We start from the raw sequence: 15,368 nt of genomic DNA, 5'->3' as shown, positions 1-15,368 counted from the left end.
TTATGGATATCAAAGAGAGACATGATTATATTGTTAACCATGTTAAGCAGCACAAATTTGTTAAAGTAAATGAATTAGCTATTTATCTTGAAGTAACGCCTGAAACAATACGTAAAGATTTATCTCTACTGGAAGATAATAAGTTACTGTCTCGTGTACATGGTGGAGCAGTGAAATATAAGTTTTCTAATAAAGAGATGGCACTACAAAAGCGTATGGATATTAATTCAGGTGTAAAGCGTAAAATCGCAAAAAAAGCAGCAGAATTTATCCATTCTGGAGATACAATAATCGTTGATGTCGGTACTACAACCTGCTATATCGCTGATTATCTTGAAGATATTACGAATTTAACTGTTGTAACGAACTCTCTAATTGCATGTGAATTCTTTAATCGTGCATTAGAAGAATGTCGTATTTCAGGAGAGATTATTATGCTTGGGGGAGTATCTAATCCTGAACAACGTGCTTTAAGTGGTGCAATGACTGTTCAACAAATTTCAGATTTTACTTTTGATAAAGCATTTATTTCGTGTGGATCGTTTAATGAATCTTTTATTTATGATTTTGATATGAATGAAGCAATTTGCTCAAAGACAATGATAAACCACAGCCAGTATAATTTTTTAATCACGGACGCATCTAAATATAGCAAAAAACCATTATATAAAATATCGGATTACCACTCTATTCAATGTGTGGTTACAAATTTTGATAAACCAGATTCAATAAGTGGAAATCCACAATTGGAATGGGTAAATATAAAGAGGTGAAAATTTGATAGATTTACATATTCATTTAGAAGAAGGACCATATACAAATAATTTTTTTAACAAGACGATTACATCAATAGACACAGTAAATAATACAACTTCAGATGGAACACTTAAAGATATTGAGAGAAAAGAGTATTTATTTAGAAAGCGACTCTCAGAAGGTGATTATTCAGAATGGTGGTTGGATCTATATTTAGATAGAGCACTTCAAAAAGGACTGAAACAAGTTGGTATTGTAGACCACTTATATCGCTTTGTAGAAACTGAAGATTATTTTCTAACGCATATGGATGTATCGGATACTGACTTAGGTAACAGACAAAGGCAATGGTTAAAACAAGTTATGACACATAAGATGAGTGATTTTGTTAACTTTATCAATAATCAAAAAGAGAAATGGGCTAATGCCGGAGTCGAATTAAAGCTTGGAATTGAAGCGGATTATTTTGTTGGTGGCGAGGAAACATTAAAATCTTTACTAAAACCTTATGAGTTTGATTATATCATTGGATCTGTACATTTTAATCAGGGATGGGGATTTGATAATCCTGAACTTGCAAGTAAATTTGAAGAATATGATTTAGTTGAACTATATGAAGACCATTTTAATACTGTAATAAAAGCAGCTGAAAGTGGCATCTTTAGTTTTATTGCACATTTAGATAATTTGAAAGTATTTAATTTCCGACCTGACGAAGAATTATTAATACCTTTTTATAAAAAGGTAGCAAAAGCATTAGTAGAAAACAACGTTGCCACTGAAGTAAACGTCGGATTAAAATATCGCTATCCAGTGAAAGAACAATGTCCGAGTGAAAAATTTATTAATGTATTGAGTAAACATAATGTACATTTCACTACAAGTTCTGATAGCCACTTCCCACATGATATCGGAATTTATAACGAAGAAATAAGAGCTTTACTTAAAAGAAAAGACGTAAATCATATTGTGTCATTTAATAAAATGAAAAGAGAAAAGATGGATATTTAATAAAGACCTTAGAGATAGCTCTAGGGTCTTTACTAGTATTCTAATTAATCGAATCGAATTACATTCAGCACCTATCCCCATCTACATTAAAATTTAATATTATTGCATAATATTTGGATTTGTGGGAATGTATAAGTATTACTGTGTAAATGCACAAAAAGGAGTGTGTATTGTGACTGTTGATGAGAGATATAATGAAATTTTAAATTTATTGTTAAAGCATAAGAAACTTCGCTCTAAAGAAACTGCGCATTTATTGAATGTGTCTTTCGAAACGATACGCCGTGATTTTGAAGCATTAGAATTGCAAGGGAAGTTAAAGCGAGTTCATGGTGGTGCTGAATATATTGAACCGAAGTCGGATGTGGAGAAGAATTTCATAGAGCGTGAGAATTTATATGCAGAAGAGAAGAGAGAGATTGCCAGAAAGGCAACGCAGTTTGTAAAAGAGGGAATGTCCATTGCATTAGATGTGAGTACGACAAATACAGCGATTGCGAGACGTCTTGCCAGAAAGTTTAACCGCTTAACCATTATTACCAACAGTCTTCCCATCATAGAGATTGTTGCTAAAATAACAACTTTCACAGTTATTGTACCAGGTGGCGTGTTATATAATCAGAAACGATGTATTATTGGGGATGTTGCGATTGAGCATATTAGTAAATACAATATTGATTTATTCTTCATGAGTTTAAGTGGTATTGATTTAGACAAAGGTTTTACCGATTATGGTATGGAAGAAGTGAAAATAAAAAAGGCATTTCATGCACGTGCACAAACTGTAGTGGCTGTTGCCGATCATAGTAAGTTTGATAATGTATCCCTTATACATCTGGGAGATGATCAATTATGTGATGTAATAATTAGTGATGAGCGATTGGCTGAAAATATAAAAGAGAAATATGCGAGTAAATATAAAATTATATAGATGGATGGATTAAACACACAAATTAATTTGTGTGTTTTTTATGTGTTTACACATAATTTACATATTATTAACATTGAATACATAATTACCTTGTATATTAGCATTGAAAGGAGATCAACATGAACAAGAATAAGAAGTTATTAAAAAGCAATTGGCTGACTTTATTATGTTTTATTCTGCCTTGTTTAATTCCATTAACAGCATTCTGGATTTTTCCGATGTTCTATAGCTTTTATATCAGCTTTACAGATTGGGATTTTATGAGTGAAGAATACAATATGGTTGCATTAGGTAATTATCAAAGTATTTTAACTGATGAGCAATTTTACAAAGTACTATGGAATACATTTTACTTTGTCGTTGGAACGACAATTCCTACTTTAGTATTGGGGTTATGTTTCGCGTTGCTTGTTGTGAAGAAGATTCATCTCGGTGGCATATACAGAACATTATTATTCTCGCCGTGGATTACGCCAATGGTTGCTGTGTCAATCGTCTGGTCATGGATCTTTGAACCAAAAATAGGTATTCTCAATCAAGTGTTAGGGATGCTTCATTTAGGGCAACCTGGATGGTTGCAATCATCACAGTGGGCGATGGTTGCCGTTATTATTGTCACAGTTTGGAAAGGTATTGGCTGGGCGATGATTTTTTATTTAGATGCTTTAAAGAAAGTGCCGAAAGAACTTTATCAGGCTGCATCAATTGATGGTACACCACCATTTAGACAGCTAATGAAGATTACATTACCGATGATCTCACCTACGACATTTTTCTTAGTAATTATTCTGGCAATTGATGCCCTGCAAGCTTATGACCAGTTCCAGATATTAACGCAAGGTGGTCCGGCAGGTTCTACTAGAACGATACTGTACATGTATTATCAGATGGCTTTTGAAGAATACAATATGGGTCGTGCGACAGCACTTGCAACGATATTAATCGTAATTACAGCGATACTTTCAGCAATACAGTTCTATGTTTCTAAGAAGTGGGTGCATTATCAATGAGGAAATTCAATTTAACGATTAGACATGTAATATTAGCGCTTGCAAGTTTCCTGATGTTCTTTCCGTTTCTATGGATGATTCTCAGCGCGTTAAAGACGAAAGATGAGATATTCCAGGTGCCATTTAAATTGTTTCCTGCATCACCGAAATGGCAGACATTTAATGAAGCTTTTCATTCAGCACCGTTTGCAACATACATATGGAATAGTACGTACACGTCTATTGCGATTGTATTAATTCAAACAGTGACTTCAGCATTATTTGCTTATGCACTGACTCAAATGCAATGGAAAGGTAAACATACGTTGTTTTCGATTGTCATGGGAACGTATATGTTACCTGCTGCGGCAACTTACGTACCGAGCTATATTATTTTGAGTAAATTAAATTTAATTGACAGCCATATCGGATTAATTATTTCGAGTGCAGCGAGTGTTTACGGCGTGTTTTTATTCAGACAGGCATTCAAACAGATTTCTAAAGAGGTGATACAAGCTGCACTGATTGATGGTGCGAGTCACTTTAAGATTTTATTTAGAATTATGTTCCCGTTAACGAAACCGACATTTGTTACGTTTATGTTGATCAGCTTTGTACAGAATTATAACAGTTATTTATGGCCTTCGTTAATCTTGCAATCTCAAGATAAGATGTTGATAACGAATGGTTTAAGACAATTCTTTATTGAAGGTGGAGCATACGGTGTGAAGTGGCCGGAAGTAATGGCAGCTTCAACGTTCACTATCTTACCGTTACTCATCTTGTTCTTTGCGATTCAAAAGGTATTTGTAAATGGTATTTCAGACAATGGTATTAAATAAATTATTAATCATAAACTAAGGGAGAATGAAAAAATGAAAAAGTTTATTTATGCAGGTTTATCTTCTATTGTATTAGCAACAACATTAGCGGGTTGCGGTGGTACTTCAAATGGTGGATCTAATGGTAAGGTTGTAGAGTTAAAAAAAGGTGACAAGGTAGAAATCGAGTTCTGGTATGGTCTAGGTGGTAAATTAGGCGATCAAATGAAGGAGAAAATCGATGCATTTAATAAATCACAAGATAAAGTTGTAGTAAAAGGTGTTCAGCAAGCAGATTATGATGAAACTTATAAGAAATTACAAGCTGCTGTCGCAAGTGGTAAGACACCAGCTTTAATTTTAACAACAACGGACACTGGTAAGATTATGGCAAAGAAAAAGATTTTAACAGAGTTAACGCCATATATTGATGTTAAAGATGATTATGAAACGAAAGATATTATTGAGACATTCTTAAAGGATGGACAGTTTGAAGATAAGCAATTCACGTTACCAGCATACGGGACAACACAATTAATGTATTACCGTAAAGATGCATTAAAGGAAGCGGGATTAACTGAAGATATCTTTAAAGACTGGACGAAATTTGAAGCAGCAGCAAAGAAATTAACTAAGAAGTCTGGTAATAAAGTTGAGCGTTACGGCTGGTCGCCGATGTGGGGTGCTGATAACTTAATGGATATCGCTTTCTCTAACGGTGGTCAAGTAATTGACGAATCAGGTAAGAAAGTAATGATCAACTCAAAAGAGTGGGTTGAAGCATGGTCAATTATTGATCGCGGGATTAATAAAGATAAGACGATGAAAATCAACTCTGGCGGCCAAGGTTGGGAATATTGGTATAAAACGATTGATGAAGTAATGCAAGGGAAATCAGCGGGTTATATCGGTTCATCAGGTGACCAGGGAGATCTTGACTTTAAACAATTAGCAGCAGCTGAACAACCTGGATTTAATGGTAAGAAAGGTGCACCGGTTGCATCAAGTCAACAGTTAGCGATTCCATCTAAAGCTGAAGCGAAACAAAAAGCAGCGGCATTTGAATTTATCAAATTCTTTGAGAAAGCAGAAAATACTGCAGACTGGTCAATGAATACTGGTTATATCGCAGTGAGAAGTTCAGCAAAAGAAGATGCGAAATTTAAAGCTTACGCTAAGAAACATCCACAAATCTTAAAGCCTATTGAGCAGGCAGAACATGCTTCAAGCTTATTTATCGATCCAACTGGCGGTAAGATACAAGATGCAATCAAAAAAGCAGCTGACAAAATGGAAATTGAAGGGAAGCCAGCGAAAGAAGTATTAGATGAGGCACAAAAAGAAGCACAAGCAGCTTTAGATAATAGTGCTAAATAGTAAGGGGCCAGTCAAATGAACAAAGCTATAGGTACAATTTCAATAAGAGGATTCCAATATCCTCTTATTACTTTTAATATACAATGTGAATTCTGGACTTATGTCCGTTTGTATCAGGGTGATACATTAGTGTATCAATATATCGGTAGAGATGCTGAGTTAGTGGTTGATTTAGCAGATGTATCTTATGGGCAATCACAATTATTTGATGATAGCGATCTTACTTACGTCGTAATGGACGTGCAGAAGTTTACGATGCCGATTGTTAATGTTGAAGTATCCAATAGCAAGGCTGCTAATATGCGTGAGAACCATCAGGTTATTCAGAGTATGACAGATAAAAGTATAACAGACAAACGTTTTTATAAAGGCGACTTGCATGCCCATACGAACCTTACGGATGGTAGTTTAACACCAGGTGAATTGGTTGCACATGCAAAGGAAGTGGGCTTAGATTTCTTCTTTATTACAGATCATAACTTTTACCATACAATATGGCCAGAGAGTGAGCTGTTAGTACTTCCAGGTGTTGAGTTTACAGGTAATACTGGGCATTGGAATGCATTAAACCTTCAGGATACCATCGATATGTATTCAGATGACTATAATATTGAATCTATTGAAGGCACGCATCGTTTGATGGATAGCATGCGTGATAAAGGTACGTTAGTGAGTATTAACCATCCATTCTTGACAATTTGGTCATGGTTACATGATGAACTGGATTTAACAAAGATTGATAGTCTTGAATTATGGAATGATCCAAGTTATAAGGATAATCCTCAGGCAACAGAAGATGCTTTAAAGTTCTGGCACGCATCACTTGTAACGGGGCATCGCATTACAGCAGTTGGAGGTAGTGATTTCCATCATCTAATTGATGTGAAAGATAACAATAGAACAAATGCATTAAATGATCCGACAACACATGTATATTGTGATGGACTAAATAAAGACAATTTACTCCAAAGTATCCGTAATGGCCATGTATTCGTAACGAGATTTATGGATGTTGAAGCATTCAACGTTACTGTAAATGATAAAGCAGTAATGTTTGGTGAGACAATGAATACAAGTGGTAACTTACTAGTGTCATTTGAAGTTAAAGGAGAACCTATAACGGCAGAAGTAACGCTATTTACGAAAGATAAACGCTATGTTGCTGCTTTAGAAAATAATGTTGCTACATTTAATATTGAAGTTGAGCCTAATGATTTCTTTAGATTTGAACTTAGAAACGAAGCACTGTTAGCATTTACGAACCCGGTTTATCAAGGTGTCATCGAACGTACAACAACAACGTATAAAGAAGTGAAGGCATTGATGTATGAAGTATAAGTTAGTCATATTTGATAAAGATGGTACCCTGCTTAGATTCGAATCAGTATGGGTAAAAATTGGTCATAATATTGTAGACAGCTTTATAAATTCGTATGATGTTCAAGTTGATAAAGAAGATATATTACAAGCATTAGGCTTAGGTGCAGATTACATCGAACCTGCTGGCATATTATCAAGTGGCACAACAAACGACATTATCAAGGTGTTTAAAGGTTACACTAATGATGCAAGAGTTGAAACATGGACGCGCAAAAATATGGACGCACTCGCCAATCAATATGAACATCAGCTTGAAATGATTAAAGGCACGGACGTTGTACTGAAAAAATTACAGGAAAAAGGTTACCTGTTAGCAGTTATTACAGCGGATGATTATATTAGTACCGATAATTTCTTAACAAAGTTTGATATTCGCCATTACTTTAATGAAATTATCACAAGTGACAGAGTCCCTGTGCAAAAACCTAATCATTTAATACTGGATTCACTTATAGCAAAATATCAAATTAAGACGAATGAAATGATTATGGTTGGTGATACACCTATCGATATGCAGTTAGGTAAGAATGGCAATATTGGACTTACGATAGGCGTATTAAGTGGGACGAGTAAGCATGAACATTTGCACGAGGCAGATATTATATTAAATGATGTGACAGAATTAATTAAAGACGACCAATTGATTTGGGAAGAGGGATTTTAATGCTGAAAGTAGAAAATATAAATAAAAGATATCACAAAGAGCAATGGGTTTTAAAAGATATTAACTTTGAAGTAGCTGCTGGTGAGTTCTTTGTACTTGTAGGACCTAGTGGTTGCGGGAAAAGTACTCTGCTTAAGATGATTGCAGGATTAGAAGATATTACTGAAGGTAAGTTATTTATAAATGATACGTTAGCAAATCATTTACATCCGAAAGATAGAAGTCTATCGATGGTATTTCAAAACTATGCGCTTTATCCTCATATGACGGTAGAGAAGAATATATTATTTACCCTGGAAAATAGAAAAGTGCCTAAAAATGACCGTCAGCAAAAGATGATGGAAGCGGCAAAGCTTGTAGGATTAGAAAGATATTTAAAGAAGAAGCCAGGTGAACTGTCAGGAGGACAACGTCAACGTGTAGCACTTGCTCGTGCAATTGTAAGTGAATCTAAGATATGTCTGATGGATGAACCATTATCTAACTTAGATGCAAAGCTGCGAGGTCAAATGCGTGTAGAACTACGTCAGTTACAGCAACGACTGGGGATGACGATGATTTATGTTACACATGATCAAGTCGAAGCAATGACGATGAGCGATCGCATTATGGTCTTAAATGACGGTCACATTCAACAAATCGGTACACCGTTAGAAATATACAATAATCCCGCCAATAAATTTGTAGCAAACTTTATGGGAAGTCCAGCAATGAATATTGTTAGAGGACATTTAATTGATAACGCGATTAAGTTTGGTGATTTCAGTCTCCCTGCAACGATTAATCATCAAACGATTGATGTAGGGTTTAGACCTGAAGATGTGTACATTGATCAAAATGGAACTGCAGTAACAGTTACCGCATGTGAAATATTAGGAGATACGACAATTGTGAACTTTAATATTAGCGATGAGAAATGTATCGCCAAATTCAATGAGCAATTACCATTGAATATTGGAGATGTCATTCATGTTCGTATTAAACAAGATAAAATTAAATACTTTGATGCAGAACAAGGTACAGTCATCGCATAACTACCGGACAAAGATATTTTGTTCGGTTTTTTTAACTTAAGTGACAGCGATTATTTAATACTCTTTAATACGATATCGTATTAAATGATTTGAAATCACTAAATATTATCGATATTATAGTAATTAAGTTATCCTTAACTGAATTTTCTAATAATTAAATGGAGGAGATGTAATGAGTGAGAATGTAAAAAAGAAAAGTATGATGGACAAGTTTTTAGACATGATTGAAAAAGCCGGTAATAGATTACCTGATCCAGTTGTTATCTTTATTAGTCTTTGTGCCATTATCTTAGTGGCATCATCAATAGCGAGTTTCTTTGGTTTATCAGCAAAGAATCCTACCGATGGAAAAGTAGTGAAAGCAGTTAACTTATTAACGCCTGATGGTATTGCGAAAATTATTTCAGAAGCGGTCCCGAATTTCGCTGCCTTTCCACCTTTAGGATTAGTACTTGTTGTGATGATAGGTGTTGGTATTGCTGAGAAGACAGGATACTTTGAAACGTTAATGAAATATACGATTGAGAAGACACCACGCAAAATTATAATTCCGATCATTATATTTGTAGGTATTATGGGAAATGCTGCAGGAGATGCAGCGACAATCGTCTTACCGCCTATTGCGGCATTAGTGTTTATAAAGCTTGGTTATCACCCAATTGCGGGACTTGTAATGGCATATGCAGCTGCGCTTGGTGGATTCTCTGCAAGTTTAGTAATAGGTATGACTGATGCACTAGCTGTGTCATTTACAGAACCTGCAACAAAACTTATAGATGGCAGTGTGAAAGTGAATGCTGCAATGAATTATTATTTCTTATGTGCATCAACAGTCTTGTTATTATTTGTAGCATGGTTTGTAACGTCAAAGATAGTTATTCCGAGGTTTGGTAAGTACACAGGACATATTGAGGAAGGTGCCGAAGAGAATCACGTATCAGATAGAGAACGTAAAGCGATGTTATTTGCCAATATTAGTGTACTTGTTGCAATGGCAGTTGTAGCACTTTTGGCGATACCTGAAAGTGGTTTATTACGCAATGCAAAGACAGGTTCATTAATTGATGATTCACCGTTAATGAATGGGATTGTACCAATTATTACAGTTCTATTCTTAGTTCCAGGATTGGTTTATGGAATTGTTGCTGGAACGATGCGTTCAACACGTAAGTTCTCTGAAATGCTTGCAGAATCAATGAGCTCGATGGGTGGCTTTATTGTGATCGTATTCTTTGCTGCACAGATGCTGGCATTCTTTACGTGGAGTAATTTAGGAACAATTATCGCAATTAAAGGTGCTGAATTACTAAAAGGGCAGAATGGTATCGTATTAATACTAGGTATACTAATTTTATCTGGATTTATAAACATGTTGATAGGTAGTGCCTCAGCGAAATGGGCAATACTCGCACCAATTTTAGTTCCGATGCTGATGCTTTTAGGTATACATCCAGCATTTACACAAGTTATTTACCGAGTAGGGGATTCGATAACAAATCCGATTACACCGATGATGCCTTATTTACCATTGCTATTATCGTATGCTCAGAAGTATCAAAAGGATATCGGCTTAGGAACGATGATTGCAGCATTAATGCCGTATTCTGTTGCATTCGGTATCTTCTGGACGATTCTATTACTTGTATGGTTTTACTTAGGCATTCCAGTGGGACCAGGTGGACCGATTCATTTAGGAGGAAATTAATATGATAGATTATCAGAAATACGAAGATAAAGTAATACAATATCGCAGACATTTACACCAGAATCCAGAACCGTCATTTAAAGAATATGAAACGACAAAATATATAAGGGATGTGCTTCGTAGTTTAGAACACTGTGAAGTAATTGAATTAACTGAAACAGGTACTATCGGTGTTTTTAATAAAGGTGGTAATAAAAAAATTAGTCTGCGTGCAGACATTGATGCACTTCCGATACAGGAGGAACGTACTGATTTAGACTTTATGTCACAACATGATGGCCTTATGCATGCATGTGGACATGACGTGCATACAGCAGTCTTACTCGGCGCTGCACATTACTTTAATGATCATGCACATGAACTGACAAATGAGATACATTGTATCTTTCAGCATGCTGAGGAATTAATTCCTGGTGGTGCACGTGAATTAGTTGAAACAGGCTATTTTGAAGGATTTGACTTTATATATGGACATCATATTTGGGCAACATTGCCACTTGGGTATATTGATATAAAATCAGGTCCTGCAAGCGCCAATTCAGACTTATACCAAATTGAAATTCAAGGTAGAGGTGGACATGCCAGTCAGCCGAATAAAACGATAGATCCGCTGCTGATAGGTAGTCACTTCGTCAATGAAATTCAAAGCATTGTATCAAGAAAAGTAGAACCATTTGAACCCGTAGTCGTATCGAATACAGTATTTTTAGCAGGCAATGTTAATGGTGCTAATGTTATTCCGGATAAAGTTACATTGGCAGGGTCAGTGAGGACAACAACAGCTGAAAATAGAGAAATATGTAAATCACAAATTGAAAAGACAATAGAACATCTATGTCTGGCAAATGGTGCAACCCATAAAATAGATTATACGATAGGATATGATGCAGTTTATAATGATGAAGCACATACACAATGGGTAAGAGAAATTGCAGAAAGTAATTACCCGGGAAAAGTTGTCTCTGAGCCAACGATGATGGGAGGCGAAGATTTCAGTGCGTATCAACAAGTAGCGCCATGCGTATATATCTTTATAGGAAGCGGCAGTGAAGGATTTGATTATCCGCATCACCACCCTAAATTTGGAATAGATGAATCAAGCTTTAAAGTAGCATTTGAAATGTTTGTCAATATCGCATTAAACTATAAATAAAAGAAACTGAAGAAACAGTGCGCTGAAACATTCAGCGCACTGTTTCTTCATTGAAGATTGCCACGCTTTCTATCTAAATAATCTTCTAAACATCTCAACCACTTTCCGATTGCGATAAGAATATATGCAATAAGTAAGCCGATTAATATATTTAATCCTGGGATGTGATATGGCGAGAAGTGAATGACAAAGTACCCAGTAATAACGACAAAGATAATAAAGCCTGAATATGTTGCTGCATCTTATAATAACCATTCACTGATGAGCTGCTTTTGGGCATTCACATTTTCGAAGCGACGTTTAATTTGAGTAATTGTATCCACATATACGAATAAGGGAATAAGTAGTAGACAGTATGTACCAAATAAAATATGTTTCGGATAATACAAAATAAATAGCATAATTAGTGTAAACACAAACACTAAACTTTTAAGTATGAAAAATTTTCTATTATATTTTATATACCAATGAATCATACTATCTATCCCCTTATAATTTTTCTATATTATAACTGTTTAATTTTGGAGGTTAAATCAAAATAGGATATATTTGTTAAATATATTGCTGAATTTTATATAATAATACTAATATAATGTATTAAAAAAGACAGTTTTTTTATTCTCCGGCACCCGTATTCACAAGTGCGAATGGATATACCGCTTTTGCATGAACTAAAAGTTTTGATGCGACGACTGTCATTGTCCAGCGGGAATTGACGGTATCGTCAATGAGTAGTATGTGTTTGTCTTCTATTAAATCTTCGTTTTGAATAGCAATGGTTTCCTGGATATTTCTTTCCTGCATGATTGAGTTATGCATCTCGCTTTGTTTGTAACCAGGCTTTATTTTTACGACTGCATCGATATATTCGATATGGTTATACTCAGCTACAGCTTGTGCAAGTTTGTTAGTGAGCTTAGGTCGTCTAAGACTTGGAACTGCTACGATAGCGTCAATCTGATGTTCTTGTATCATGTCATTAAGGAATTGGCTGATCTGTAAAGTCGTCTGTTCTGAGAAATGATGATTGTCGCGTTCATACATAAATTTACGGCCGACAGGTGAATAGGCATCTGTTGTATACGTCCATCCTGTCTTAAATTGTAATGATTCATCAATCTTTTTATTATTCGACCAGCGTTTACGCGGTGAGATTTCCCCGTGTAATTTATTCTTATACTGGCTTGCGATAGATAGCATTGGATGATTTTTATCTATCGTTATGAATTCACGATTTCTACAATGTGCACAAATACCACACTTTTCCTGTTTATCTGGTGCATCAAGTTCGTCAGCGATATATTTCATATAACAACTGTCGTAATTGATAAATCGCTTTAAATGCTCGAGTTCCTGTAAACGCGTTACGTTTAATTGCTGCTGTAATTGAGCATTCTCTTCAGCATTAAAGGGTTTATCTGGATTGATGACGTACTTTCGCTTATCCATTAATATGTATTCATGGACGAATAAGTATTTAAGTACCGACCCAAGCTTTGTGACATTCATATTGAAGTGAGGCAGAATATCGTTTCTGGTCATACCTTCAGGATGCTGGCTAATGCGCGTTAATATTTCTGATAATAATTTCGGGTCTTTATTCGCACTTTCTATAAATGCGTTGATGATCGCTTCATCTTCATCACCATGAAGTAGCATTGCAAGCGCTGGTTTACCGTTACGTCCTGCACGTCCAATTTGCTGATAATATGAAATTAAGTTTTGTGGCAGCTGGAAATGAATAACGAAACCGATATTTGATTTATCGTACCCCATACCAAGCTTCACTGTTGCAACAATTACACGTACTTCCGCGTTATGAAATGCTTCAAGCGTAGTTACGCTAGTATCTTCGCCATATTCGTTCTGCATACCTGAATAATAAGGTGCGGCCGAGATACCTTGTTCAATTAAGAAATGTGCTACAGAAACACATTCTTTCTTCGTAAGACAATAGATGATACCTTGTTCTTTGTTCAAAAAAGGATGCTCTGTGAGAGATGCCGCTAAGAAAGCAAGTCGTTCTGCCTTCGATTGTGCTGGGTTCACTTGAATCGAAATATTTGAACGGATTAAATTACCACGAAATACCTGGAGATTTCCGAGTTGCGATTTAATATCTTCAATGACACGATCGTTTGCTGTTGCAGTTGTGCCAAGAATTGCGATTGAATCCGGTAAATCTTTAACGAGGTTCACGATACGCTGATAATCAGGTCTGAAGTCATGACCCCAGTCTGAAATAGAGTGTGCTTCGTCTACTACAATAAGCTCGATATCATTCACTTGTGATAATGCTTCAATAAATCTTGCATCAGATAATTTCTCAGGAGAAACAATAATGGCATCAACCGCACTAAGCCGTGCATAAATATCATCCCATTCATCTTTGTTATTGCTATTGATCGTTACGACATCTAAACCAAGTTTAGCAGCAGCATCAATTTGATTGTGCATTAATGCAAGTAAAGGACTGATGATAACAGCAGGACCGCTACCATTTTCTCTTAATAACTTAGTAGCGATGAAGTATACAATCGATTTCCCCCAGCCAGTCTTTTGAATCACCAGCGTCTTCTGTTTATTTACTACAGCTAATATCGCTTCCAGTTGACCTTCTCGAAAGTTAGCTTCAGCTCCGTATGTTTCATGTAACATCTCTACCGCGCGCTGTTTAAAATCCATTTGGTTGACCTCCTTATTTCTTTCATTATATAAGAACATAAAAAAGTAGACAAAAAAAGACAGCTTTTAAGCTGTCAATCAATTATTTACTTCTTCCTTTTGTATATTTTCCATATGAATCATACATAATAGTGTTCTTTTCAAAGTTTTTATTTATACGATTAAATTTATTATTTTTTAAATAATTTTTCCAATTGTTTAATTTAGTTTTTGTATTATTTTTCATTATTACTACATAAGTAAGTTTTGGGTTTGATTTAGTAATTTTAGTTTCAGTATAAATAAAAGTGACATTTTTATAAACATCGACTTGTTTATAACCAGAATTTGGATTACCTATTCTTAAGGTATTATCTTTGCTAGGTTTTCCATAATGTTTTCTTATATCATCTTTATATAGACGGTAAGGTGAGCTATTATAATCATCATTTAATCGTGTAATTTTTAATTTATTGAAGGGTTTATTTTGTTGGAAATCTGTAAATCCTTTGTCAGCTCCAACACCAGTTCTTATAACCCAAGCACCAGCTTCAGTATAAAAATCATCTACAATACGGTGTGAATCTTTATATTTTTTTGTTGTAAATTTTGATAAGTAGTCTCCTATTTTCATACCATGAAGAGCTATATTTCCATCTTTAACTTTTTGAATTGTTTCCTTACTTTCAATATAATTAATAGATTTTACATATTCACCAGCATGAGCTTCCAAATTAACAGTTGAAAATAATAATGAACTTGTTAGTAAAGTGATAGATAATTTTTTCATGAAATTCTCCTTAAAATATATTTAATAAATATATTTTATAGGCATTTCTTTTAAATAACAATAATGTAAAAATAAAATATAAACAAAAAAAGT

13 protein-coding genes are annotated in these 15,368 nt (G+C 35.0%); 11 read left to right on the top strand and 2 right to left on the bottom strand.

What is annotated here, in order from left to right:
* Positions 1-2: 2 nt before the first annotated feature.
* From JJJ02_RS03570 to JJJ02_RS03520, 11 genes are all read left to right on the top strand, one after another.
* The gene (locus JJJ02_RS03570; protein WP_239242448.1) at positions 3-773 is read left to right on the top strand and encodes a DeoR/GlpR family DNA-binding transcription regulator; all 771 of its coding nucleotides are present in this window, start codon (positions 3-5) and stop codon (positions 771-773) included.
* Positions 774-777: 4 nt separating this feature from the next.
* On the top strand, positions 778-1,767 hold the full coding sequence (locus JJJ02_RS03565; RefSeq protein WP_239242447.1) for a histidinol phosphate phosphatase domain-containing protein: 990 nt from the start codon (positions 778-780) through the stop codon (positions 1,765-1,767).
* 172 nt (positions 1,768-1,939) lie between these two features.
* On the top strand, positions 1,940-2,698 hold the full coding sequence (locus tag JJJ02_RS03560; RefSeq protein ID WP_240837390.1) for a DeoR/GlpR family DNA-binding transcription regulator: 759 nt from the start codon (positions 1,940-1,942) through the stop codon (positions 2,696-2,698).
* 119 nt (positions 2,699-2,817) lie between these two features.
* On the top strand, positions 2,818-3,708 hold the full coding sequence (locus tag JJJ02_RS03555) for a carbohydrate ABC transporter permease (RefSeq protein ID WP_111714142.1): 891 nt from the start codon (positions 2,818-2,820) through the stop codon (positions 3,706-3,708).
* The gene (locus JJJ02_RS03550; protein WP_239242444.1) at positions 3,705-4,529 is read left to right on the top strand and encodes a carbohydrate ABC transporter permease; all 825 of its coding nucleotides are present in this window, start codon (positions 3,705-3,707) and stop codon (positions 4,527-4,529) included. Before JJJ02_RS03555 ends, JJJ02_RS03550 begins: the two co-directional genes overlap by 4 nt.
* Before the next feature lie 33 nt (positions 4,530-4,562).
* Complete coding sequence (locus JJJ02_RS03545) at positions 4,563-5,885, top strand: ABC transporter substrate-binding protein (RefSeq protein WP_239242443.1); 1,323 nt, start codon at positions 4,563-4,565, stop codon at positions 5,883-5,885.
* 15 nt (positions 5,886-5,900) lie between these two features.
* Positions 5,901-7,223 carry a CehA/McbA family metallohydrolase gene (locus JJJ02_RS03540; protein WP_239242442.1) on the top strand — a complete coding sequence of 441 codons (1,323 nt, stop codon included), beginning with the start codon at positions 5,901-5,903 and terminating at the stop codon, positions 7,221-7,223.
* A complete protein-coding gene (locus tag JJJ02_RS03535) occupies positions 7,213-7,929 on the top strand; it encodes an HAD family hydrolase (protein ID WP_111714146.1) in 717 nt (238 codons plus the stop codon). The genes JJJ02_RS03540 and JJJ02_RS03535 overlap by 11 nt, the downstream gene beginning before the upstream one ends.
* Positions 7,929-8,963: an ABC transporter ATP-binding protein gene (locus tag JJJ02_RS03530; RefSeq protein WP_239242441.1), complete on the top strand. Its 1,035-nt coding sequence runs from the start codon at positions 7,929-7,931 to the stop codon at positions 8,961-8,963. The genes JJJ02_RS03535 and JJJ02_RS03530 overlap by 1 nt, the downstream gene beginning before the upstream one ends.
* Positions 8,964-9,135: 172 nt before the next feature.
* Positions 9,136-10,668: an AbgT family transporter gene (locus JJJ02_RS03525; protein WP_239242440.1), complete on the top strand. Its 1,533-nt coding sequence runs from the start codon at positions 9,136-9,138 to the stop codon at positions 10,666-10,668.
* 1 nt (position 10,669) lies between these two features.
* Positions 10,670-11,821: a M20 metallopeptidase family protein gene (locus tag JJJ02_RS03520; protein WP_239242439.1), complete on the top strand. Its 1,152-nt coding sequence runs from the start codon at positions 10,670-10,672 to the stop codon at positions 11,819-11,821.
* A gap of 615 nt (positions 11,822-12,436) precedes the next feature.
* Here the strand turns inward: JJJ02_RS03520 and JJJ02_RS03515 are convergent.
* Together JJJ02_RS03515 and JJJ02_RS03510 are read right to left on the bottom strand one after the other, a co-directional pair.
* Positions 12,437-14,506 (bottom strand): RecQ family ATP-dependent DNA helicase, encoded by a 2,070-nt coding sequence (locus tag JJJ02_RS03515; RefSeq protein WP_239242438.1) that lies wholly within the window; start codon positions 14,504-14,506, stop codon positions 12,437-12,439.
* Positions 14,507-14,588: 82 nt separating this feature from the next.
* Positions 14,589-15,275, bottom strand: a complete 687-nt coding sequence (locus tag JJJ02_RS03510) for a hypothetical protein (RefSeq protein WP_239242437.1) — start codon at positions 15,273-15,275, stop codon at positions 14,589-14,591.
* Positions 15,276-15,368: the final 93 nt, after the last annotated feature.

Origin of the sequence: Macrococcus sp. PK (assembly GCF_022501545.1) — a bacterium.
In the GTDB taxonomy this organism is placed as follows: Bacteria; Bacillota; Bacilli; order Staphylococcales; family Staphylococcaceae; genus Macrococcoides; species Macrococcoides epidermidis.
The sequence above is the reverse complement of the archived record's forward strand: the minus strand, read 5'-3'. Positions and strand labels throughout refer to the sequence as shown.